Genomic DNA, 23,139 nt, shown 5'->3' with positions numbered 1-23,139 from the left:
AATTCTCGTTTTGTAAATTATTTTTATTATTTTCGAAGGGAGATTTTATATTATTGTATGTAAAAGAGATGACAGAATTCTCATCTATAATGTTTCTTTGTTAAGTAATAAATATAAACAGGAGAATGATGAAAAAAGGTTCGGTAATTATTGCAGCTACGGTTGTAGCTTTGGGAATTTTTTTCGGTATGCTTGTCTTGGGCACATCTTTAAGTGATGCATTGAAAAACCGTAACAGGGCGGTGGCAGTGAAAGGCCTGGCCGAGAGGGAAGTCGCGGCGGATCAGGTAATTTGGCCTTTGGTATATAAGGAAATCGGTAACGATTTACCGGACTTATATAAAAGGATGAGTGATAAGTCGGATATTATTATCGGTTTCTTGAAGGATAATGGGTTGAAAGATAGTGAAATATCTATTTCAGCCCCTCAAATAATAGACCTTCGGGCAGAGAGGTATGGAAATACCAATGCTTCATATAGATATAATATTACTTCGGTTATTACCGTATCGTCCGGTCAGGTGGAACAAGTGCGGAAACTTATGAACGAGCAGGCGGCCTTGTTGCAAAAAGGAGTTGCGATAGTCAGCGGAGATTATCAGTACAATTCGGAATTTTTGTTTACTAAACTGAACGAACTTAAGCCTCAGATGATAGAAGAAGCAACGAAGAATGCACGGGTCGCTGCTGAACAGTTCGCAAAAGATTCTGATAGTGAACTGGGTAAGATATTGAACGCCACTCAAGGACAGTTTTCTATTGAGGACAGGGATGCCAATACTCCGTATCTTAAAAAGGTGCGTGTCGTGACTTCTGTTACTTATTCCCTTGAGGATTAACAAATATAAATGTTTTTATGGTTGCCGGATCTGCAATACCCGGCAATTTTTATGAAATGTAATTAGCTGATATAATAATATATGGAACAGTCTCATGAATTTTATATGAAAAAAGCACTGGAAGAAGCAAAGGAGGCTTTTAAACGCGGAGAGGTTCCTATCGGGGCAGTTATCGTGAATAACGGGCAGATCATAGCGCGCGGATATAATTTGACGGAAACCCTGAACGATGTGACAGCTCACGCGGAGATGCAAGCCATAACTGCTGCCAGTCATGGCCTCGGAGGTAAATATCTGACTGGTTGTACTCTTTATGTAACGGTAGAGCCATGTGTAATGTGTGCCGGAGCACTGGGATGGGCTCAAATATCGCGTCTTATATACGGGGCTCCGGATGAAAAAAGAGGTTATCGGAAATTAGCACCTGAGTCGTTACATCCCAAAACAGAGGTGATATGCGGAATACTGAAAGATGATTGCGCGTCTCTTATGAGAGATTTTTTCAGAAAAAAGCGCTGAATATCCTTAAGACAGAAGGTGATAGATATAAAAAAGAATGTTCTCATTATTTGTAAAATAGGAAAAGAATATATACCTTTGCCCCGATTTTAACAGACCATATAATGTCTAACTTATTAACAAGAAGATCAATTATTTAATTATTAACATGGCAGAACTTGAAAACAATCCCGTTGAAAATTTCGATTGGGAAGCCTATGAAAAAGGCGAAGTTTATGGTGATAAGAGCCGCGAAGAGCTGGTAAATACTTATGACCAGTCTTTGAATACAGTCAAAGACAAAGAGGTACTCGAAGGAACTGTAATTTCTTTGAATAAAAGAGAGGCAGTTGTAAATATCGGGTATAAATCCGACGGTATCATTTCAATGAATGAATTCCGTTATAATCCTGACTTGAAAGTAGGTGACAAAGTAGAAGTGTACATCGAAAATCAGGAAGACAAAAAAGGACAATTAGTTCTTTCTCACAAAAAAGCGCGCGCTACACGTTCTTGGGATCGTGTTAATTCGGCTCTTGAAAACGACGAAATCATCAAGGGATACATTAAATGCCGCACGAAGGGTGGTATGATCGTCGATGTATTTGGTATCGAAGCATTCTTGCCCGGTTCTCAGATCGACGTTAAACCTATCCGTGACTACGATGTATTCGTTGGCAAAACAATGGAATTCAAGGTAGTTAAAATCAACCAGGAGTTCAAAAACGTTGTTGTTTCACATAAAGCTCTCATTGAAGCCGAACTGGAACAACAGAAGAAAGATATTATCGCTAAACTTGAAAAAGGTCAGGTACTTGAAGGTACTGTTAAGAATATCACCTCTTACGGTGTATTCATCGACTTGGGCGGCGTAGACGGCCTTATCCACATTACAGACCTTTCCTGGGGTCGCGTAAGCCATCCTGAAGAAGTGGTTAGTCTCGATCAGAAGCTGAACGTGGTTATTCTTGATTTCGATGATGAAAAGAAACGTATCGCTTTAGGTCTTAAACAATTGCAACCACATCCCTGGGATGCTCTCGATACAGAACTTAAAGTGGGTGACAAGGTTAAAGGTAAAGTGGTGGTTATGGCCGATTACGGTGCATTTATCGAAATCGCTCCGGGCGTAGAAGGTCTTATCCACGTATCCGAGATGTCTTGGTCGCAGCACTTGCGTAGTGCTCAGGATTTCATGAAAGTGGGAGATGAGGTAGAAGCCGTCATACTTACATTGGATCGTGAAGAACGTAAAATGTCATTGGGAATCAAACAATTGAAACCGGATCCCTGGGAAAATATCGAAACTAAGTATGCTGTTGGCTCTCGTCATAAAGCTAAGGTTCGTAATTTCACAAACTTCGGTGTATTCGTTGAAATAGAAGAAGGAGTTGACGGACTTATCCATATCAGTGACCTTTCCTGGACGAAGAAGATCAAACATCCGTCTGAATTTACTCAGATAGGTGCAGAAATTGAAGTTCAGGTGCTTGAAATCGACAAGGAAAACCGTCGTTTGAGTTTGGGACACAAACAACTTGAAGAAAATCCGTGGGATGTATTTGAAACTATCTTTACGGTAGATTCCATACACGAAGGAACGATCGTCGAAATGCTTGATAAGGGAGCCGTTATCGCTCTTCCTTATGGGGTTGAAGGTTTTGCTACACCTAAACATCTGGTAAAACAAGACGGAACTCAAGCTCAGGTTGAAGAAAAACTCGACTTCAAGGTGATAGAGTTCAATAAGGATGCAAAACGTATCATTCTTTCTCATAGCCGTATTTTCGAAGATGAAGCAAAAGCCGAAGCTAAGAAAGAAAATGCTGCTAAGAAAGCCGCTAAAAAATCATCCACTAAAGCAGAAGAACCTGTTATGAACAGCAATGTGGAAAAGACTACATTGGGAGATATCGAGGAACTGGCTGCCTTAAAAGAAAAGCTGGATGCTGCTAAGAAATAATTCCTGAAAAGGATTGTTATAAGGGGCCGGATGTTGTATTTGCAACATCCGGTTCGTTTTTTATATCGGTTAAGTTGTTTTATCCCTGTTCATAATTGTTATCTTTGTCTTCAATAGTTTTGTATTTATGTGTAAATTCGAAATAAATATATTGGGCTGCGGTTCGGCACTTCCTACTTTACAACATTATCCTAGTTCTCAGGTATTGAATATCCGGGATAATCTTTTTATGATCGATTGTGGAGAAGGCGTACAAATGCAATTGCGACGTTTTAGATTGAAGTTTAACCGCATAGGGCATATTTTTATCAGCCATCTGCATGGAGATCATTGCTTCGGGTTAGTTGGGCTTGTTTCTACTCTTGGTCTGGTCGGTCACTCAGGGGAACTGACGGTTCATGCTCATTCCGATGCTGAAAAGATTTTTTCACCTATGCTCGACTATTTTTGCAGGGATTCACCTGTAAAAGTAAGATTTGAACCTGTAGGTAACCGGCAAAATGAGGTTATATATGAGGATAAGTCTATTATCGTGCGCAGCTTACCTTTGAAGCACAGGGTTCCCTGTACCGGTTTCCTGTTTGAAGAAAAACCGAAAGACAGGCATTTGATTGGTGATATGGTTCGTTTTTATGAGATACCCGTCAGGGAATTGCCTTTAATAAAAGCAGGAGCCGATTTTATTACAAAAGAGGGTATTGTTATACCTAATAGTCGTTTGACTACGGCTCCGGATTCATCGGTACGGTATGCTTATTGTTCCGATACGGCTTATCAGGAAAAATTAATTCCCTTGATTGAAGGTGCAGATTTATTATATCATGAAGCGACCTTTGGCGATGATGCCCGTATCCGGGCAAAAGAAACAATGCATTCGACGGCCCGTCAAGCGGCAATGATCGCACAAAAATCGGGAGTAGGCCAATTGGTCATAGGTCATTTTTCTGCCAGATATACCGATGAAGATATACTTTTACAAGAGGCAAGGGAAGTGTTTCCCAATACAATTCTGGCGAAAGAAGGATTGAATATAAGATTGGACGGCAAATGATATTCAGCGTTCTATTCCGTCCCTGGCTTCTACGCCTTTAGTGTAATAATGTTTTATTTCCTGCATATCGGTTACTAAATCTGCAATATTTATTAATTCGCGTGTCGCATATCTTCCGGTAATAATCACCTCGGTGTGTAGGTTACGGCCGAGTAGGGTGGTAATAACATCTTTTTCATTCAGTAATCCTAAGTATATAGCAATAGTTAGTTCGTCCAGAATAATGATATCGTAAGTGCCACTGGCAAGTATATCTTTGCATTTTCCCCAACCTTTAAGAGCGTTTTCTTTATCTTTTATACCGGGAGAGCGGTTGATGCAACAGCCATATCCGAATTGTTCTATTTTAATGTCTTTGCATATTTCTGCTATATGAGTTTCATGATATGACATGCTTTTTACGAATTGTCCTATAAAAATCTTTTTACCGGCGAATGAGGCGCGTATGGCCAAGCCGAAAGCGGCTGTGGTTTTTCCTTTTCCATTTCCTGTATATAATTGTATATATCCCATGATTAAATATTTATGGTTGCTATGGTAAAAGTAATAAATTATGAACTATTAATGAGATTTTTTGTTACATAATGACATGAGAATGTAATAATTAGCTTGCAAAATAAATTGAATTTATGTGTCTAAGTCTGTAATTTGATAGTCTCAAAATATACGTAGTATAAATAATATTAATTTATTTTAATCGACTGATATAAAAGTCCTATCTTTGTATTGATTTTTAAATCAGGTTTTCATTTAATATATAATTAAATTAAGGAAAAGAATGAACACAGAAGTAATCGGAACCTGGGCTGGTCTTGTATGGACTGCTTTAAATGAGTCTGGTAAAATGAATGTGAAGGCTTTGAAGAAGGCCACTAAATTGAAAGAAAAAGAGTTGTATGCCGGAATGGGCTGGTTGGCTCGTGAAGGTAAACTTTCGATTGCCGAAATAGAAGGTGATGTAGAACTTGAGCTTATCGGATAATAGTATAAGAGTATTTGAAAAGCGGGGCATGGTTTTTATTTTCCATGCCCCGCTTTTATTTATGTATTATTGAGATTGAACGTATTAGTATTTTCTGTTTTCCAGGAGGCGATTTGGTTTTTCCTTTTTAACGAATGAAGTCTTATTTTGTTGTTTAACCGGAAACATTCGGAGGGCTTCTTATGTTTAGTAATTACGAAATAACTATTAAATATATAATTACTATGATTAAGTCAATTGTCCCGATAAAACCCGAAGTAGAGGTGAGAGTTATTGAATGCGGGCCCCTGCGATTGGGAGGCCATGTGCGGATCGTATTTCCTGACGGCTCTATGATTATCAAACAAAGAGCTTTTATTTGCCGTTGTGGGAAATCAAAGAACCAGCCTTTTTGTGACGGATCACATTCTGAATAGATTTATGGAGGAGAACCGGGTATATTTTATATATAATTGAGTTAGGCTCTTTTATTACCATCAATTGATTGTATTCTTGATTTTTATTGAATAATCATAACCGGACTTGAAACAGGAGCGGTTATGATTTTCTATAAAAGGATATATCTGTTTTTGTTATGCTTTATTTATGTGGCTCTATAATAGAATGGTAAATTTCGGAAAACAGTTTTACCCGGATATTGAGATCTCCCAGAGTATTAGGCGTTCTGCAAGGATTAACCCGGTTACAAAGGAAAATATATATAAGGTCTTCTTTGGGGTCTATCCAAAAACAAGTTCCTGTAAATCCCAGATGCCCTACGGTTTCTGCATTTGCTTCGCTGCATGTTGGGCTATTGCCGGGATTTTCCATATCGGGTTTGTCAAAGCCGAGGCCTCTCCGGCTGTTAGGGCTTTTCGATGAAAGAAAAAGGCGAACTGTTTTTTCCGAGAGGATTTGTTCTCCGGCATAATCTCCTCCGTTCAGCCACATCTGGCAAAGTTTTGCCAGATCGCCTGCATTAGAGAACAATCCGGCATTACCAGATATCCCTCCTAATAAACAAGCGGTTTCGTCATGAACATAGCTATGCATTATTTGTTTCCGGACAAACGGATCGTTTTCGGTCGGTGCGATTTTGTCAAGGGCGATGTGATCTCCCGGGCGGTAAGTCGTATGATATGCCTCCAAAGGCGAGAATATTTCATCTTTAAGCCATGAGTCTATTTTTTGTCCGGTAGAGTTTTCGACGGCATTTTGTAAAAGAATAAAATTCAAACAGCTGTAACGGTAATTTTTGTCGGATTTCAAAGGTATTGTATATATCCGGTTCATAACAGAATCGTGTAACGCTGTAGTCCCATAGAAATGGTGTGCCAGTTTTACAGGATAGGTTGTGGATGAGTCACGTGCGACCAGATCGGAGCGTATACGTGCATTTTTATTTCCATAACTATCATCGGTAATTTTTATGGGATATTCCGAATCTCTTTTTCTTTTTATGAGTACTCCCTGGTAAGATGACGGATCCATTATCATCGTTGTCGTGTTGAGAGCTGCCGGCATTCCTGTTTCATGGTATAACGCTTCCCGCACTGTCATCTCTTTTTTGTCAGAATTTTTTAATTGCGGTATGTAATGACTGAGCGGTTTATCCAAAGCGATATGATGTGTTTCCCAGGCTTTCATTACGGCTGGTAATGTACCTGCTGCTTTGGATACGGATGCCAGGTCATATATATCGGAACGTTCTATTTTGTGTTTTTTGTCATACTCGAAATAGCCATATGCCCGGTCGCAAATAATCTTACCATGCCGGGCGATTAACAGCTGGGCTCCCGGAAATGCTTTTTTTGAAATTCCGTCTTCAATGATAGAATCGACGCGGCTTAATAAGGAACTGTTTAAACCTGCGTCTTCGGGAATAGAATAACCTAAGCGAATGACTTGTGTTAATTCTCCAGTCCCCCGTGAGCACAGTCCGGATAATGTAACGGGTATTTTACCGGTGGCTGGACTTCCTCCGAATAATACCTGAGCGGCATATTCCTGGGCCAGAGAAGTATTCTCATATGCCAGAAGGATAGCACTGGCGTTGGTAATAACATCCTTGTAAGATGCCATTTGATACGGGTTAATAAAGAATACGACCGAGACATTGTCTTTATTATTACATATTTCACGAAGTAACATTCTATCTGCTTTGTCGGTATGCACCGCGATGATTACGCGGTTGTTCCGGCGTATATTCCTGATTTTTTCTTCAATGATATTTTTTGTTTCTTTTTCCGATATATTAAACCAGGACACAGGTGCATAGTTTTGAAGGGTATTGAAGAATTCGTTTTTTTCAGGGTTTCCCAAAGTTACTAATGTAATACTCTTATTTGCCAGGTCTTTATAGGGTATGAGGTGTTTCTGGTTTTTTATGAGCGTGATGGCTGCTGCATTTAATTTACGATTTATCAGTTCTGCCTCGGGAGAATTGAGATCATTTATCAGATTTTTCGTTTCGACGGGTGCGTAATGGCTTAGGCCCAATATAAATTTATATTGCAGTACCTTTTTGCATTTTTCATCAATAAAGTCCTGGGAGATAGTGCCGTTTTTCAGAGCGTCTTTGATATCGTTGATCTGGGATGCTATATTGGATGGATTCAATGCCAGGTCATTTCCGGCTATAAGGGATTTTAAGGCAGCAGAAGGTTGGTTGGAGGCGCCTTTCATCGCTAATGCATCGGTAAAAATGATGCCTTTGAATCCCAGTTTTTTCTGAAGTAGTTCGGTACATATTTGGGGTGATAGCGAAGTGGGTAATCCTGTGCTGTTGTCCAATGCGGGTATATTGAGGTGGCCTACCATAATACCGGATAAGCCTGCATCTATATATCGTTTAAAGGGTAATATTTCACAATTTTCGAGGCGAGCTTTACTCAGATTAACTTCCGGGAGTGTTTTATGGGAATCTTCGGATGTATCCCCATGACCCGGAAAATGTTTTGCAACAGCCATTATTCCGGCCGATTCCAATCCTTTAGCGTAGGTAATAGCTTTACGGGCTACCATTTCGGGGTCTTCTCCGAAAGAGCGACGGCCGATAACGGGATTAAGAGGATTACTGTTGACGTCCAGCACGGGAGCAAAATTGATATGGATACCCATCCGGCGGCATTGCCGTCCTACTTCCCGCCCATATTCATAAATAAGTCTGTCGTCCTGGATAGCTCCCAGCATCATATTTACAGGGAAACGCGGTGTATCTTTCAGTCTCATGGAAAGTCCCCATTCTCCGTCCAGGGTAATCAATAAAGGAACTTTAGATATAGATTGTCCGTAATTTGTAAGTTGTGCCTGTTCTTCGGAGAGACCGTGACTGAACAATACGCCTCCGATTTTATATTTTTTAATGAGTTTTGTAAGTTGGTTTTTATCAGCTTGCCAGTCTCCGGTCTTCACTGTCATAACGAATAGTTGTCCTATACGCTCGTCCGGTGTTAATGAGGTGAATACCGAATCCACCCATTCATTCATTTCCGATTTATCTGCATTCCGGAATAATGAGGGTGCTTTGGCTTGTAATGAAAAAGATCCTATGGCTAATGTGATTAAAAATATAAGAGTAATTTTATTTTTCATGAAAAAATTATTTATCTACTGTAATTCGTTCTTCGAGTGATGATTTTATGGGTTTTTTATTCGCTGTCAGCTTTTTTATGTACTCTATGGTAATGTCTCTCATGGTACCTGGGAAATTTTTCCGCTCTGTGGCTTTTCTGAATGATACCATGTCGTCATTGCCGTCGGCTACATAATCGATGGTGGCTATCGTGTATATTTTATTATCATCGATTGGTTTTCCTGCTATGGAGACTGATTGGGTGCTGTTTCCTTTGATTACCAGCCTGATTTCATGGCTTACTCCTTCTCCCCCTCTTCGGGAAATGATCTCAAAAAGGTCACGTACGTCGCTGCCTTTCATTTTTACCAGGCTTAAAGTGTTCTCGAAAGGGAATATTGAAAAAATATCTCCTATGGTGACATTTCCTTTTCTTAAAGAGGTACGTATGCCTCCGGTGTTCATGATAGAAAAATCACATTTTTGTCCGGAGATTTTTTCTACGACTTCTTTAACCATATCGGCTGTCCAGTTGGTCATGAGGCTTTCGGGTTTATCTACAGGCATATTTTGTGCCGATTGTCCAATAACGATATTCATCGTGCTGTCGAGTGCCTGCTTGTAAGGGGCCAAGGCCCGTACAAGTGCTGTGTCCTGTCTGGTGTCCCAGCGTGAATCGACGGAAAGAACTTCGTATTTTATAGGACCTGTAATAACTTGTTCGGTACGGCAAGATAAAAGGGACGAACCTATGGCGATGTAAATGAATAATCGGATGTTTATGAAGGTTTTCATATGCGGTTATTTTTATTCTTTAGTGAAAGGTATGGTAATGCAGCCGACATAGGCTCCGCTTTTTCCTGTTTGTGATATAATAACTTCCTTGCCGTTTTTATTGGCGACTTTATATGGATACGGATTATCGGGATCGTCTGGATTGATAACTGTGTGCGAATGCCCTCCGATAATAATGTCTATGTCTGTACTGTTTGCTGCTATGTCAGGGTCTTTGACCCGGCCGGAACCTTCTTCCGGTACATAGCCTAAATGGGAAAGCGCCACTATTATGTCGGCTCCTTCTTTTTTTAGTTTGGAAGCAGTGCGGTTTGCACTTTCAATGGGATCAATAAATTTAATGCCATCGTAATTCTTTTTTGAAATCAGGTTCTCCGGATCTACTGTAAGTGCTAAAATACCTATTTTTAATCCGCCTATTTCTTTTATAATATAAGGTTTGATTATTCCTTCCAACGGCGTCCCTGATACGTCATAGTTTGAGGAAATAATATCGTAATTTGCTTTTTTCAATAATGAAGCGAGGGAGTCGATACCGTTGTCGAATTCATGGTTTCCCAAAGTTCCCGCATCATATCCCATCCGGTTCATGGTCATCATTTCCACTTCTCCTTTATAAATAGTGAAATAGGGCGTTCCCTGTAATACATCACCGGCATCGACCAGCAAAACATTTTTTTCGGCTTGCCTTACGCTGTCTATCAATGCTTTTCTCCGTACGACGCCACCCATATCCGGTGCTTTTTTATCACTCGGCGGTAATGGTTCTATCTGGCTATGTGTGTCGTTGGTGTGCAGTATGACTATTTTGTCCGGATATTTTTGCGCGGCCAGCATACAGCTTGTTCCGTAGCAAAATAAAAGAAGAAGAGAAAGATAGATATTTTTCATAAGTCAATGTGTTTTTGGTATGATAATGCCCGTTTTCACCGTTATATTTACGCGAAAATAACGAATTTTGCCGGAATCGGGAAGTCGCTTTAGTTTATTAACGTTATTTTATTACAGGATTGTTGCAAGGAAGGTATTGTTGCATTTGTTATTAAAAATAAAAGTATTATGCTTGTTTATTACTGAAAAAAATTGTTACTTTGCACCGCTTTTCGTAATCTCTGGCAGGACAAGTTGCCTGTTATATTACGTTTCATTATGAACATTTTAAATAGCTATTAAAAATGGATTTAGTTAAGATTGCAGAAGAAGCATTCGCAACAGGTAAAGAACATCCCTCGTTTAAGAGTGGTGATACTGTTACTGTTGCATACCGTATCAAGGAGGGTAATAAAGAACGTATACAGCAGTATCGCGGTGTTGTTATCCGTATATCCGGACACGGTGATAAAAAGCGTTTTACGGTACGTAAGATGTCTGAGAATATCGGGGTGGAAAGAATTTTTCCCATCGAATCTCCTTTCATCGAAAGCATTACTGTAAATAAAGTTGGTAAAGTACGTCGTGCTAAATTGTACTATTTACGTGCGCTTACCGGTAAAAAAGCCCGTATCAAAGAAAAGAGAGTCTAATCTCTGCTCCGAAGGCTATATAAAAACCGTAACAGATTTTCTGTTGCGGTTTTTATTTTGTAAGAATGTTTTTTACTTCGGTAATTTTTTTCTGACTGGTATAAGAGCGGGAAACAGCTTTATACCATTTTTAAAGGCTTGCGGATTACTGGCTATAATGACAGTCGTTACGGCGACCAGTGTGATTGCAATACCTGTAAACTGCGGAATTCCACATGGTTCGTGCAAGAAGAGCACTCCCATACTTACGGCGGTTACCGGTTCCATGCATCCGAGTACGGCCGTTGTGGTGGAACCTATGCGCTGTACGGCCAGTATTAAAGTGAAATCGGATACGAGAGTGGGAATTAAAGCCAGCAGAATAATATCGGCCCATGCTTTTGCCGAAGGTATGCCCGATATAAATCCATCCCGTATGACTGCGTTGATGAGGAATATGACAGCACATGAAAAAAGAACATAAAAGGTCATTTTTAGTCCGTCCATTTTATTAACGCATGATTTATTAACCCCTATGATGTAAAATGCATACATGATAACGGTTATGAGTGCCAGGATAATTCCTGTCATATGGACAGAACCGCTTCCCTCTCCTCTACTTAACAGATAGACCCCTGTGACGGCTAATGCTGTTGCAATTATTACCGGGACGGAAGCCTTATCTTTAAAAAATAATATCATAATAAGGGTAACGACGACCGGATACAGAAAATGTATGGTGGTTGCTACTCCACTTGGTATGTAAAAATATGCTTCGGTCAGTAATAAGGCTGTGCCGGCGTAGAAAAATCCTAAAATAAATACCGTGATAAATTCTTTTAGTGTGATGCGTAAGTCGGTTTTTCTGAAAAGGAGGATTACGCCTACAACAGCGGCGGAAATAAAGAAACGATAGAATAAAACGGAATTGAGGGCTACGCCTGCCTGAATGGCGGGGATAGCGAATAAAGGAATGAGACCGAATGTGGCAGAGGAGACAATAGCAAACAATAATCCTTTGATAGATTTCATGTAATTATAATTTTCATTTTGGCCTGCAAAGATAGTTAATTCTATTTTTTTCTTTTACTTACGGTTTCCTGAATCAAGATATTTTATTACTTTTTTTCTTACCTTTGTGCCGTCAATGCTGAATGGTATTGATATGTTGAAGTAATATTTATGGAGAAGCTGTTTGTTAATGCCCACCCTTTTGAATGAAGAAGTTTATCGGGAATTTAGAAGGTTTCATTCTCGCCGGTGTAAGGTGATGAAAGGTTTATGGCTTGTGTATATTCTTCATTGTTAGTCTTGGTTGTTCTGTCTATCCTACAGGACGAAGGAAGTTTGTTGAACACAATGAGGCATTTTTTTCATTGTTGGTATTTTCTTTTCACGGGATGTGGAAATCACGAAGGCTTTCTCCTGAATATTTTTTGAAAATGTGTGAAGGCGGGGCTTTTCCTGTGTATAAGGAATATTATTTTTATGAAGGTTTTTAACGGTTTCCGGTGGCGGGGTTTTAGTACAAGAGAAGTACAAAAATCTGAGTAAGATATATGAAACAGGTAAATATTTTTATTTATATCTCAATAAAATGTTCGCTTATATTATTTTCAAAGAGGAATTTTTACGGGGAAACGTCAGGCCTCTTTAGCCTTTTTATTAAGGGGTAAACGGGTGATGATTTTATATGTAAAGTGAAACACAAAAAATAATGATATATTAAATTTAAAGATTATGGGTAAAAAAGCACTTTTAATGATTCTTGACGGATGGGGAATAGGTAACCATTCCGAATCGGATGTTATATTTAATACTTCTACTCCTTATTGGGATTACCTTTTGAAAACATATCCCAATTCCCAGCTACAGGCGAGTGGGGAGAATGTAGGATTGCCCGACGGCCAGATGGGAAACTCCGAAGTAGGTCACCTGAATATAGGTGCGGGACGTGTCGTATATCAGGACCTGGTTAAGATAAACAAGGCTTGTGCTGATAATTCGATTTTAAAAAATAAGGAGATTGTATCGGCTTTTTCCTATGCGAAAGAAAAGGGAAAGAACATACATTTTATGGGACTGACTTCGGACGGAGGGGTACACAGCTCTTTAGATCATTTGTTTAAATTATGTGATATTGCCAAGGAATATGGTCTGGAAAACGCTTTCATCCATTGTTTTATGGATGGTCGTGATACCGATCCGAAAAGTGGAAAAGGGTTTATAGAAGAATTGGAAGCCTATTGCGCCAAATCAACGGGTAAAATAGCTTCTATTATAGGCCGTTATTATGCAATGGACCGGGATAAACGCTGGGAACGTGTAAAAGAAGCTTATGACCTTCTTGTTAACGGTAAGGGTACTGCTGCTTCCGATATGGTAAAAGCTATGCAGGATTCTTATGATGCCGGGGTTACGGACGAGTTTGTGAAACCGATAGTCAATGCCGGCTTCGACGGAACTATCAAAGAAGGTGATGTAGTTATATTTTTTAATTACCGTAACGACAGGGCTAAAGAGCTGACTATTGTTCTTACGCAGCAGGATATGCCGGATGCGGGGATGCATACGATTCCCGGATTGCAATACTATTGTATGACTCCTTATGATGCATCTTTTAAAGGTGTTCATATTCTTTTCGATAAAGAGAATGTTCAAAATACATTAGGCGAATATCTTTCGAAAGAGAAAAAGTCACAGTTGCATATAGCAGAAACAGAAAAATATGCTCATGTGACCTTCTTCTTTAACGGTGGCCGTGAAACTCCTTATGAGGGAGAAGAACGTATTTTGGTTGCTTCTCCTAAAGTCGCTACGTATGATTTAAAACCGGAAATGAGTGCATACGAAGTAAAAGATAAATTAGTTGCTGCTATAAATGAGAATAAATATGACTTTATCGTAGTGAATTATGCTAATGGAGATATGGTAGGTCACACCGGAGTTTATGAAGCTATTGAGAAAGCAGTTGTTGCTGTAGATGCTTGTGTGAAAGATACGGTGGAAGCTGCGAAAGCAAACGGGTATGAAGTTATTATTATAGCTGATCATGGTAATGCGGACAATGCTGTAAATGCAGACGGTACGCCGAATACGGCTCACTCTTTGAATCCGGTTCCTTGTGTATATGTGACCGAAAATAAAGATGCCCGGATATCTGACGGCATCTTGGCAGATGTAGCCCCTTCGGTATTGCATATTATGGGAATGGATCAGCCTTCTGAAATGACAGGGAAGAATCTTATAAAATAGAAGACGGGCAGTATGCCGGAGATAACAAGGCTGTCGTTCGGCAGCCTTGTTTTTTCTTCTCATCATTGTATAATCTTTTTAGAAATGATATATTTGTGGAAACTACATCTGAAGAATTCATGTTGCAAATCAAAGATACTCTTGTGAGCTTGGACGTTATCGAACGTTTTTTTATCTGTAATCTGGAAAAATGTTTGGGTGCATGCTGTATCGAAGGGGATGCCGGTGCTCCTTTGGGAGAAGATGAGCGCAGAAAGATACAGGAGATACTTCCCGTTATTTGGGATGATCTTACACCGGCAGCAAAAGCTGTCATTGAAAAACAGGGCGTAGCCTATATTGATGAAGAAGGAGATCTGGTTACCTCTATCGTCAATGGTAAAGATTGTGTTTTTACTTGTTACGAACCGGATGGAGTGTGCAAATGTGCTATCGAAAAAGCTTATAAGGAAGGTAAAATAGATTTTTATAAACCTATATCCTGCCATCTTTATCCGATCCGTTGTAAACGTTATGCAGATTTTACAGCCGTTAATTATAACCGATGGAAAATATGTAAAGCTGCGGAAGTTCTCGGAAGACAGGAAAAGATAAGAGTATACGAGTTTTTGAAAGAGCCGCTTATTCGTAAGTTTGGTAAAAGCTGGTATGATGAATTGGCCGAAGCTGCTGATGTTTATTTAGAGGAATACGGTAAATAAACTGTCGTATCAGAGAAAATAATTCAACAATAAAAATATTAAGATATTTTTTAAATAAAAATGAGGCCCTTTGTTTCACAACAATAGGCCTCTTTGGGTATAAAATAAGTTGTGTGCATGACAGTCTCTGTCAGGCGTTTTTTCCTAATTCAGTAGGATTTCAGATATATAATTCATTCATTGGAATGAATTGCAAAGATATAAAAATATATCTTATAAATGCAAACAAATTTTGAAAATATTTGAATCGTATTCAGATAATCTGTGTTTTTACTCAACTTTTATCTCACTTATTTGTCGTATTTTTATATGATGGAATTGAGTAATATATATATAGGTGAGATTATAAAAAGAAAAATGATAGAAAGGCAGGTAACAAAAGCAGAACTTGCCAGAAGATTGTTTGTTAAACCTCAAAGTATTGATTATATGCTGACTCGCAAAAGTATAGATACCGATACTTTGTATAAAGTTTCTTTGGCTTTGGATTATGATTTTGCCCAGTTATATTCGATTCGTAAGAATCAGATAAATTCTGATAAGACAAATTTTGCTGGCAAGAAGGCTAAAACGAAGGTAATGATCGAGATGGAATTGGATGAGGAAGATATTGAACGGCTAAGATTAAAAGATAAAATAAAGCAGGCATTTACGAATAAAAAATGAGGTGTAAGATAAGATTCCGAAGTTCGAAAGTGTTTTTTTAATACATAATGTGTATATAGTAAATTGTCGTTATAAAATAATCATAATAAAAAACTCGTCTAATTTAGACGAGTTTTTTATGTACTAAATGTTCCTGATCGGTTTTTAACCGTGTTCTGGCATTTATATCGTTATCTTTATTTATAGTATGACTTTTATGGCTTTACCGTTTCCTTTAATCATATATATCTGATGGGCAGGCAATTTTATTTCTTCTTTTTCCCGAATTGCCGAGAATTTCTTTATCAATATACCTGACTCGTTGTAAATTGATATTTTATCATTGATGTGAAGATTCTCGATGATTAATTTACCGTAGGCAGAATAAACTTTCATATCGCTATATGCAGGAATATGAGCGGTTCCGCCGGTATTTTCAAATGTAACGTTTAAATATGAATTTTCGCTTATGGAAGGAGTTGTAAAAATATTGTCTTCAGTAAGTTCATCCGTAACGATATTTCCGTTAAAGGTAACGCTATGTATACGCCAGTTTTCGGCCGGGATGATTTGATAGGAATATGAATCTCCTTTTTGAACGATCTGTTTTATTTGTCCGTTATCGGCATGTTGAAAGAAAAGATAGACTGGGAGTTCCCTGAACATAATGTTGAATGCAAGATCTTCATTAATGGACGATAGGGTGTAAGTCTGATTTTTTATTTCGGCAGTAATATTTTTTCCGTTTAATATTACCCGGTCAATTTCATGCTCCTTGTCGGGGACGATTTTTATTGAAACGGCTTCTCCTTTTTTTATGTTTGCAGAGCTTACTGTCTGGTCACCAATCAGAATAGTGCCTCCGCGGTTTGTGGAAACAGATACACGGAAATGGATGTCATAATCTCCTTGTTCTTCTTCAACAATATCCATTTTTTCCCAACCTCTGGCAAGCCAATAGGATGGATATGATCCTTTAGGAACATAAAGTTTTATGTTCTGGGGAATTAAATAAAAATATTCATTTACGACGGGAGGTACAGAACTTAAACAATGTATCTCTTGCAGGCCTAAACAACCAGAAAAAGCGCTGTTACTGATTGTTTTTATGTTTTGAGGAATGATCAATGCAGTTAATTTTGCACAATTCCGGAAAAGATACTCTTTGAGGGAAGATATACTACTACCGAAAGTTACGGAAGCTAATTCTGAACAATTGTAAAAAGCGCCTTCTCCTAAATCCGATACGCTATTCGGGACATTTACCGAAGTTAAATTGGTACATCCGGAGAATGTATAATCTCCGATGGTCTTTACATGGTCCGGTATGTTTAACGTCACTAAACCGCTGCATTCCATAAATGCTTGATTCTGGATATTTTCAACACTGTTCGGAATCGTAACAGATTTTAGTTTAGAAGAGTTTAAAAAGGCTGTTTCGGCAATAGTTGTAACGCTGTTGGGAATAGTATATTCAGTAGAGTGTGCAGCAGGATAAGTTATAAGTGTTTTTTTGTCTTTTGAGAACAGAACACCATCTATGGAACAATAACTGGTGTTTCCTCCTTTTACGATAAATTGGGTCAGATTTTCTAACCCACAAAATTGATTGGCAGGTTCAATAGTCGTGACATTATTTCCTATTTCTATGGTTCTCAATGCTGAACAGTCATTGAAGACAGATGTTTCGAGCGTAATAATATTGTCGGGGATGGATATACTCTCCAAGCTGTTACAACCGCTGAATGTTTCTTTCTTCAAGATTTTAATTCCTCCCGGAATGGATATTGAGGTTAAACTATTACAGTAAGAAAAAGCACTTTCTCCCAGTTCTTCCAGATTTTGTGGCAGGGAAATTGTAGTCATATTTGAACAACGGGTGAAAACTGCTTTTTGTATTTTTTTTACTCCGGGAGGAATAATTATAGATTTTAGTCCTGTGCAGGATTCAAATGCGTGGGGTGCGATAGCTTTTATACTTTCCGGTAAAATCAGTTCGGTTAGTTGTTTGCAATAATAAAACATATATCCGCCGATGACGTCATCTGATGTCTCATAATACTCACCGTCACCGAAATTAAGCCCGAAAACAACGTAATAGTTTCCACCCTCTACTATTCGGGCGTTTGATAAGTTTAGCCTTGTGAGTTTTCCGGATGTATTATGGTCTTCTTTATCTTTACCGATCATTTCACGGATAAACCGAATGTCGGTTCCGTTTATGGGTCCTGTAATAGTGAGATCTGTGATCAGGTCCTTTTTATCCGCCGGGATTTTTGATGGTAATGTGCCGGCTTCATCCATTTGTATGGTTATTGCCGGAATTTCATTTGCATATATCTGTTGATGCATTGAGAAAAGAAGTATAAATATTATACCTGAAATTGATAATGTACGCATGATACCTGAATTAAAAAAATGAATAATTATTTGAATTTGTAAATTTAAAGATTCCGATATTATTTTTGTGTTAAAATACCCTTTTTATTAATTTGAAAATGAGATAAATATGTTTTAATTATATATATTATTCCCTGATTTTACGTTCTGGAGGTTATTTTACATTTGGATTCTTTGAAGGAAAAATGATAGAGATTATATATCTGGAATTTTATGTGTTTTTTAATATAACGTATATTGCGGGCTATACTTAAGCTGGCAATGCCGTTATAGATTGACAGAATAAATGAAAAGGATATACCTGATATTTTATTTACCAGTCTATCCTTTTCCGGAATTATAAAATTAATTATCGGGGTAAAATATTTATCTTTAATTTTTTGTAGGCTCTATCCGCCTTTGCCCGGGCGTTTTCTACTGTGTCTGCTAAAGCAAGAATAACACCGAATCTACGGTGTCCTGTTACTTCCGGCTTTCCAAATATACGAATTTGTACATCTTCTTCGCTCAAGACATTTTCCAGGTTATCAAACTCTACTTTATCCGTATCTCCTTCAATAACAATTGCCCGTGAAGCAGAGGGGCCGTAGAAACGTATTCCCGGTACTGGTAATCCGAGTATGGCTTTTGCATGTAATGCAAACTCTGATTGATCTTGTGAGATCATTGTAACCATTCCTGTATCATGGGGTCGTGGAGAAACTTCACTGAACAAGACATCTTCTCCTTGTATAAAAAGTTCGACTCCGAAAATTCCGAATCCTCCCAAGGCATCCGTTACTTTTTTTGCAATTTCCTGTGCTTTTTTTAATGCTATAGGAGACATCGCCTGCGGTTGCCAGGACTCCCGGTAATCTCCGTCAACCTGAATATGACCAATAGGTTTGAGAAATGAGGTTCCGGCAGAATGCCTTACTGTAAGTAACGTGATCTCGTAGTCGAATTTTACGAATCCTTCTACGATAACACGGCCGGCTCCGGCTCGTCCTCCTTCTTGTGCATAATGCCAGGAATTATCAATGTCTTCGGTAGAACGTATAACGCTTTGGCCGTGCCCCGATGAACTCATGATGGGCTTTACAACACATGGAATTCCTACGGTCCTGACGGCCTCTTCAAATTCTTCGCGTGTGGATGCGAAACGATAAGGGGATGTGGGTATTTTTAATTCTTCGGCAGCTAATCTGCGTATGCCTTCCCGGTTCATGGTGAGATATGCAGCCCGGGCTGTTGGTGATACAGAAAATCCTTCTTTTTCCAAGGCGACCAATGTGTCGGTAGCAATAGCTTCTACTTCCGGGATGATATGGTCCGGATGTTCTTTTTCAATAATTTCCCGTAATTTTTTACCGTCCAGCATAGAAATTACGTAATTGCGGTGGGCTATTTGCATAGCTGGTGCATGGGGGTATTTATCGAGGGCTATCACCTCTACTCCGTAACGTTGCAACTCGATAGCTACTTCTTTACCTAATTCGCCGGAACCGCATAACAGAGCTTTTTTTCCGACACTTGTCAAGACTGATCCTATTTTTGCCATATTTCGTTTGGGAAGAATTAATAATATCCAACAAATATACTTGAAAATATAAAAATTCGTATTGTTTATGCGGGAAAGTTTTTTTAGCTCTTTTTGTCAAAGAGCAATTTCGTTACACATAAGCCGATATTTGTTTTTTATGCCGGAGAAATATGATAAAGCGATGTCTAAAAATATGGTTATTCGAAATAGAAAGTAAGGACAACCATATTGGAGGCGGCCTTTTTTAAGGCATCTGTATATTTTATATTTAGCGGGTCTGTCAGGTCTTTCCGCTTATGATTGATCACATCGGTGAGGCCGAAACAAAATTTCAGTTCAGGAATAAGTTTAAAGAATGGAAGGTATAAGTCACATCCGAATCCTATGCTCAAATAAAAGTCAAATGTATTGAGCTTCAGGTATTCACTCCGTTTTTTCGAAACATCGAATGTTCCCATGATACCTCCTGTCAGGTAAGGTCTGTAATTGTTATATCGTTTGGAGCTGAATTTTATATCCACAGGTAAAACTACATAATTAGATTTTATGTCCTGAATAACATATTCGCCGGATGTTTCTTCTCTCATTTTGACGGTCTTGTTGCCGAAATACATACCTGGTGTAAACCGAAGGTTTAAATGATCACACAAATACAGGTCTCCGGTAAGGTTTACAGAAAATCCCGGAGAGAATTCGGGTACTTCCATGAACCAGACTTCTCCGTTCCCATTCATATTCCCGGAATGTGTGAATGTGAGGTCTTGTATGTGAGTTCCTACTGAAAATCCCAGATGAATGCGTTTTAAATCGGCGTATGGCAAATTCTGCACTTTCCTATTCTGGGCAAAAGTACAAAACGGCAATAGTACCGTCAGAATTAAAACAGTATATCGGGATACATTCATTGTATATAAGTTACTAACAATAGAACGGTTCGAAGTTTGAATTATTGCGCTTAATTTAAATGCTGCCAATAAAAAATGCCGTTCTTTAGAATTAACGGCATTTTTTAATCGGTTATTATTTTTTCCTTTTGAGAAAGGAAAATAATCCTTTTTTCTTATGTTGGTGTTCGTTTCCATATCCGTATCCATACCCGTAACCATATCCGTACCCATACCCGTAACCGTATCCATATCCCGTACGGCCGAATTTGATTCCGTTCAGTATGATGCACATATTGGTAAATTTGTGCTCAGTATATAATCTTTCTATTTCAGGAAGCTGACGTCGATCCATAAGTCCTTGACGAATAACATATATGGTCAGATCACTTACTCTATTTACTATAGCGGCATCGGCAACCATTGTAGATGGTACGTTATCCAGAATTATATATTCGAATTGCGTTTTGAGTTCGGCAATAAGATCTTCCAGTTTTTTACTTAGTAGAAGTTCTGCCGGATTCGGAGGCAAAGGCCCTGCGTTAATTACGTAAAGATTCTCGTGCTCGCCCTTATGGAGAATATCATTAATGCTGGCTTGTCCTGAAAGATAACTGGTTATACCGTTTTTACTGCTTTTTAAAGATTTACTCAGAGTCCTTTTACGTAAATCGAGGTCGATTATGACGACTTTTTTGGAAGATAAAGCTAATGTCATGGCTAGGTTCGACGCTACGAATGTTTTACCTGAACCCGGATTGGCCGAAGTAAACTGAATAACTTTCATATCATGGGACATCTTCATGAATTCCATATTGGTACGGATAATACGGAATGCTTCCGATGTACTGTCTATGCCGTTTTCTTTTACAACTATATTGTCATCGGAAGAACCATCTGCCATAGGTACTTCTCCCAGAAACGGTACGGATAGTTTATCTTCTATATCTTTTCGGGAACGGACTGTATTGTTGAGAATGATACGTAAATAGATAATAGCGGCAGGAATAATACATCCTATGATTAACGCAGCTAACAGAACAACAGCTTTTTTAGGGGCAATAGGCGTGTTACTGCCAGCGGCTTCGTCTATAATACGGGCGTTGTTCTCTGTAATAGCCATGCTCAGGGCATTTTCTTCCCGTTTATTTAACAGATAAAGGTATAATTCTTCTTTGATTTTTTGCTGACGCGTAATACTGATAACAGCTTTTTCCTGGGAAGGTACGGATGCGATACGGTTCATCGTACGGTTTTCTTGTTCCCGGATTTGTTCCATAGAAATTTTCAGTGATGCCAGTAGATTGTCTACAGACCGCAATAAGCTCTTGCGCATTGAAACCAATGAGCTATTTAAATCCTGAACGACAGGGCTGTTATTTCCGGAATTGGCTATCAGTCTGTCTCTGTTTAATAAAAGGGTGTTATATTCTTTTATTTGTTCGTTAATTCCCAAATCGGCAACACCCGTATTTGCAGGTAAAAGTTCTGAGACATGTTTTTCGTCGGACAGATACTCTTTTATAAATAAAGCCAGATTTATTTGATTTTCCAGACTAAGTCCCTCTTTCTTAAACGCGGAACTTTGTTGTAATTGAGATTGTGCCTCGGAGGAAATATCCGTAAGTTTGTTTGTACTTTTAAAGTTGGCTATCTCACTATCTACTTCTCCGAGTTCTTTGCCGATGATAAGCAAGCGCTCGTCAATGAAATTTGCCGTACTTTCAGCCACCTTTTTTTTGTCATTCGTGCCGTCCAGGTTGTAAACGTCTATGAGTGTGTTTATGACATCTTCAGCCCGCTTGGGATTCGGATCTTGTAAGGTAATGGAGACGGAGCTGGTCGTCTTGCCAATAAGGGAAACATTCATTCTTCCTTTGTAAGACGCGGCGACTGCTTTTACGGGGTTTTTGCTTATTCTTATTTCATTTTTCCAGGAGTCGAAGTAAGGAGTGGGTTTGATAACCAATTTTCCGATGGGAGTGGATATTGTATCATAAAGAGATGCTTTGATTGTTAAATCACGGTCTATGTCGGATACTTGTGCTGACGTACGGAGATCGGACAGATAGATTTCTTTTCCTTTCTTTTTGGCTGTGAATCCGGAGTAGCTTTTATCATCGTCATCTACAAAAGATACTTCAATAGGAGTATTACGGTATAAATCTATTGTCTGTAATCCCATATCTTCGGTATAATTGACGTCTAATTTTAATAGACGGACGACTTCTTCCATTAATCTTTTCGATTCGAAAAGAAGTATTTCGTTATCTACGTTGCTTTTGATATTAAATGCTCCCAACTCCTGAAATGCTGCAGATTCGGTGATAGCGCCTCCCCGTCGGTCGTCCTTAATCATTACAGAGGCTGTACGGGTATAAATGGGGGTGGCTTGCTTCAAATATAAAAAGGCTATTCCCAAACAAATACAGATCGACAGTGCAAACCATTTCCATTGGGAGATCAGCAGATCGAGTATGTCGCGCAGATTTATTTCTTCTTCAGCCGGTGCGTTTTGTTGAGGTTGATTTATATTTTGTTCGCTCATG

Annotated in this window: 19 protein-coding genes and 1 pseudogene; 11 read left to right on the top strand and 9 right to left on the bottom strand. The window is 38.8% G+C overall.

Annotated features, from left to right (window positions below):
- The first annotated feature begins 125 nt into the window (after positions 1–125).
- The 4 genes from OCV73_RS05725 to OCV73_RS05710 all read left to right on the top strand — a co-directional run bounded on the left by OCV73_RS05725 (position 126) and on the right by OCV73_RS05710 (position 4,351).
- Complete coding sequence (locus OCV73_RS05725) at positions 126–839, top strand: SIMPL domain-containing protein (protein ID WP_262512884.1); 714 nt, start codon at positions 126–128, stop codon at positions 837–839.
- Between the two features lie 81 nt (positions 840–920).
- Positions 921–1,358, top strand: coding sequence for a nucleoside deaminase (locus tag OCV73_RS05720; RefSeq protein ID WP_147550193.1), 438 nt, complete (start codon positions 921–923; stop codon positions 1,356–1,358).
- 148 nt (positions 1,359–1,506) lie between these two features.
- Positions 1,507–3,300: a 30S ribosomal protein S1 gene (rpsA, locus tag OCV73_RS05715; protein WP_147550190.1), complete on the top strand. Its 1,794-nt coding sequence runs from the start codon at positions 1,507–1,509 to the stop codon at positions 3,298–3,300.
- Between the two features lie 127 nt (positions 3,301–3,427).
- Complete coding sequence (locus tag OCV73_RS05710) at positions 3,428–4,351, top strand: ribonuclease Z (RefSeq protein WP_147550188.1); 924 nt, start codon at positions 3,428–3,430, stop codon at positions 4,349–4,351.
- 3 nt (positions 4,352–4,354) lie between these two features.
- On the opposite strand, the gene OCV73_RS05705 is transcribed toward OCV73_RS05710, so the two are convergent.
- Positions 4,355–4,864: a cob(I)yrinic acid a,c-diamide adenosyltransferase gene (locus OCV73_RS05705; protein WP_147550185.1), complete on the bottom strand. Its 510-nt coding sequence runs from the start codon at positions 4,862–4,864 to the stop codon at positions 4,355–4,357.
- Between the two features lie 265 nt (positions 4,865–5,129).
- On the opposite strand from OCV73_RS05705, the gene OCV73_RS05700 reads away from it, so the two are divergent.
- Entirely contained in the window at positions 5,130–5,333 is a 204-nt protein-coding gene (locus OCV73_RS05700; RefSeq protein WP_147550182.1) for a winged helix-turn-helix domain-containing protein, read from the top strand.
- A 224-nt stretch (positions 5,334–5,557) separates the two neighbouring features.
- Positions 5,558–5,749, top strand: a complete 192-nt coding sequence (locus OCV73_RS05695; protein ID WP_147550179.1) for a CDGSH iron-sulfur domain-containing protein — start codon at positions 5,558–5,560, stop codon at positions 5,747–5,749.
- Between the two features lie 163 nt (positions 5,750–5,912).
- Here OCV73_RS05695 and OCV73_RS05690 read toward each other — a convergent pair whose 3' ends face one another.
- From OCV73_RS05690 to OCV73_RS05680, 3 genes are read right to left on the bottom strand one after another with little or no spacing between them, the layout of a single operon-like run.
- Positions 5,913–8,906 (bottom strand): glycoside hydrolase family 3 N-terminal domain-containing protein, encoded by a 2,994-nt coding sequence (locus OCV73_RS05690; RefSeq protein WP_147550176.1) that lies wholly within the window; start codon positions 8,904–8,906, stop codon positions 5,913–5,915.
- 7 nt (positions 8,907–8,913) lie between these two features.
- Positions 8,914–9,681 carry a 5'-nucleotidase C-terminal domain-containing protein gene (locus OCV73_RS05685; protein ID WP_147550173.1) on the bottom strand — a complete coding sequence of 256 codons (768 nt, stop codon included), beginning with the start codon at positions 9,679–9,681 and terminating at the stop codon, positions 8,914–8,916.
- A gap of 12 nt (positions 9,682–9,693) precedes the next feature.
- A complete protein-coding gene (locus OCV73_RS05680) occupies positions 9,694–10,572 on the bottom strand; it encodes a bifunctional metallophosphatase/5'-nucleotidase (RefSeq protein ID WP_262512883.1) in 879 nt (292 codons plus the stop codon).
- A gap of 284 nt (positions 10,573–10,856) precedes the next feature.
- On the opposite strand from OCV73_RS05680, the gene rplS reads away from it, so the two are divergent.
- Positions 10,857–11,204 (top strand): 50S ribosomal protein L19, encoded by a 348-nt coding sequence (gene rplS / locus OCV73_RS05675; RefSeq protein ID WP_147550170.1) that lies wholly within the window; start codon positions 10,857–10,859, stop codon positions 11,202–11,204.
- Positions 11,205–11,276: 72 nt separating this feature from the next.
- Here the strand turns inward: rplS and OCV73_RS05670 are convergent, their stop codons facing one another.
- Positions 11,277–12,215 (bottom strand): EamA family transporter, encoded by a 939-nt coding sequence (locus OCV73_RS05670; protein WP_147550167.1) that lies wholly within the window; start codon positions 12,213–12,215, stop codon positions 11,277–11,279.
- Between the two features lie 505 nt (positions 12,216–12,720).
- Here OCV73_RS05670 and OCV73_RS14545 point away from each other — a divergent pair.
- The 4 genes and pseudogenes from OCV73_RS14545 to OCV73_RS05655 form a co-directional block, all read left to right on the top strand.
- Positions 12,721–12,840 (top strand): annotated as a pseudogene (locus tag OCV73_RS14545) (YcxB family protein); the annotation flags it as partial.
- Between the two features lie 83 nt (positions 12,841–12,923).
- Positions 12,924–14,438 carry a 2,3-bisphosphoglycerate-independent phosphoglycerate mutase gene (gpmI, locus tag OCV73_RS05665; RefSeq protein WP_147550165.1) on the top strand — a complete coding sequence of 505 codons (1,515 nt, stop codon included), beginning with the start codon at positions 12,924–12,926 and terminating at the stop codon, positions 14,436–14,438.
- Between the two features lie 119 nt (positions 14,439–14,557).
- On the top strand, positions 14,558–15,139 hold the full coding sequence (locus OCV73_RS05660; RefSeq protein ID WP_147550511.1) for a DUF3109 family protein: 582 nt from the start codon (positions 14,558–14,560) through the stop codon (positions 15,137–15,139).
- 312 nt (positions 15,140–15,451) lie between these two features.
- Positions 15,452–15,805, top strand: coding sequence for a helix-turn-helix domain-containing protein (locus OCV73_RS05655; protein ID WP_147550509.1), 354 nt, complete (start codon positions 15,452–15,454; stop codon positions 15,803–15,805).
- Positions 15,806–15,985: 180 nt separating this feature from the next.
- Here the strand turns inward: OCV73_RS05655 and OCV73_RS05650 are convergent, their stop codons facing one another.
- The 4 genes from OCV73_RS05650 to OCV73_RS05635 all read right to left on the bottom strand — a co-directional run bounded on the left by OCV73_RS05650 (position 15,986) and on the right by OCV73_RS05635 (position 23,138).
- Positions 15,986–18,136 carry a leucine-rich repeat domain-containing protein gene (locus OCV73_RS05650; RefSeq protein WP_167551214.1) on the bottom strand — a complete coding sequence of 717 codons (2,151 nt, stop codon included), beginning with the start codon at positions 18,134–18,136 and terminating at the stop codon, positions 15,986–15,988.
- 397 nt (positions 18,137–18,533) lie between these two features.
- A complete protein-coding gene (gene purT / locus OCV73_RS05645; protein WP_147550159.1) occupies positions 18,534–19,724 on the bottom strand; it encodes a formate-dependent phosphoribosylglycinamide formyltransferase in 1,191 nt (396 codons plus the stop codon).
- 179 nt (positions 19,725–19,903) lie between these two features.
- Positions 19,904–20,611 carry a type IX secretion/gliding motility protein PorT/SprT gene (gene porT / locus OCV73_RS05640; protein ID WP_147550156.1) on the bottom strand — a complete coding sequence of 236 codons (708 nt, stop codon included), beginning with the start codon at positions 20,609–20,611 and terminating at the stop codon, positions 19,904–19,906.
- Between the two features lie 115 nt (positions 20,612–20,726).
- Positions 20,727–23,138: a GumC family protein gene (locus tag OCV73_RS05635; RefSeq protein ID WP_147550153.1), complete on the bottom strand. Its 2,412-nt coding sequence runs from the start codon at positions 23,136–23,138 to the stop codon at positions 20,727–20,729.
- Position 23,139: the final 1 nt, after the last annotated feature.

The sequence above is a fragment of the Barnesiella propionica genome (genome assembly GCF_025567045.1).
In the GTDB taxonomy this organism is placed as follows: domain Bacteria; phylum Bacteroidota; class Bacteroidia; order Bacteroidales; family Barnesiellaceae; genus Barnesiella_B; species Barnesiella_B propionica.
The sequence above is the reverse complement of the archived record's forward strand: the minus strand, read 5'-3'. Positions and strand labels throughout refer to the sequence as shown.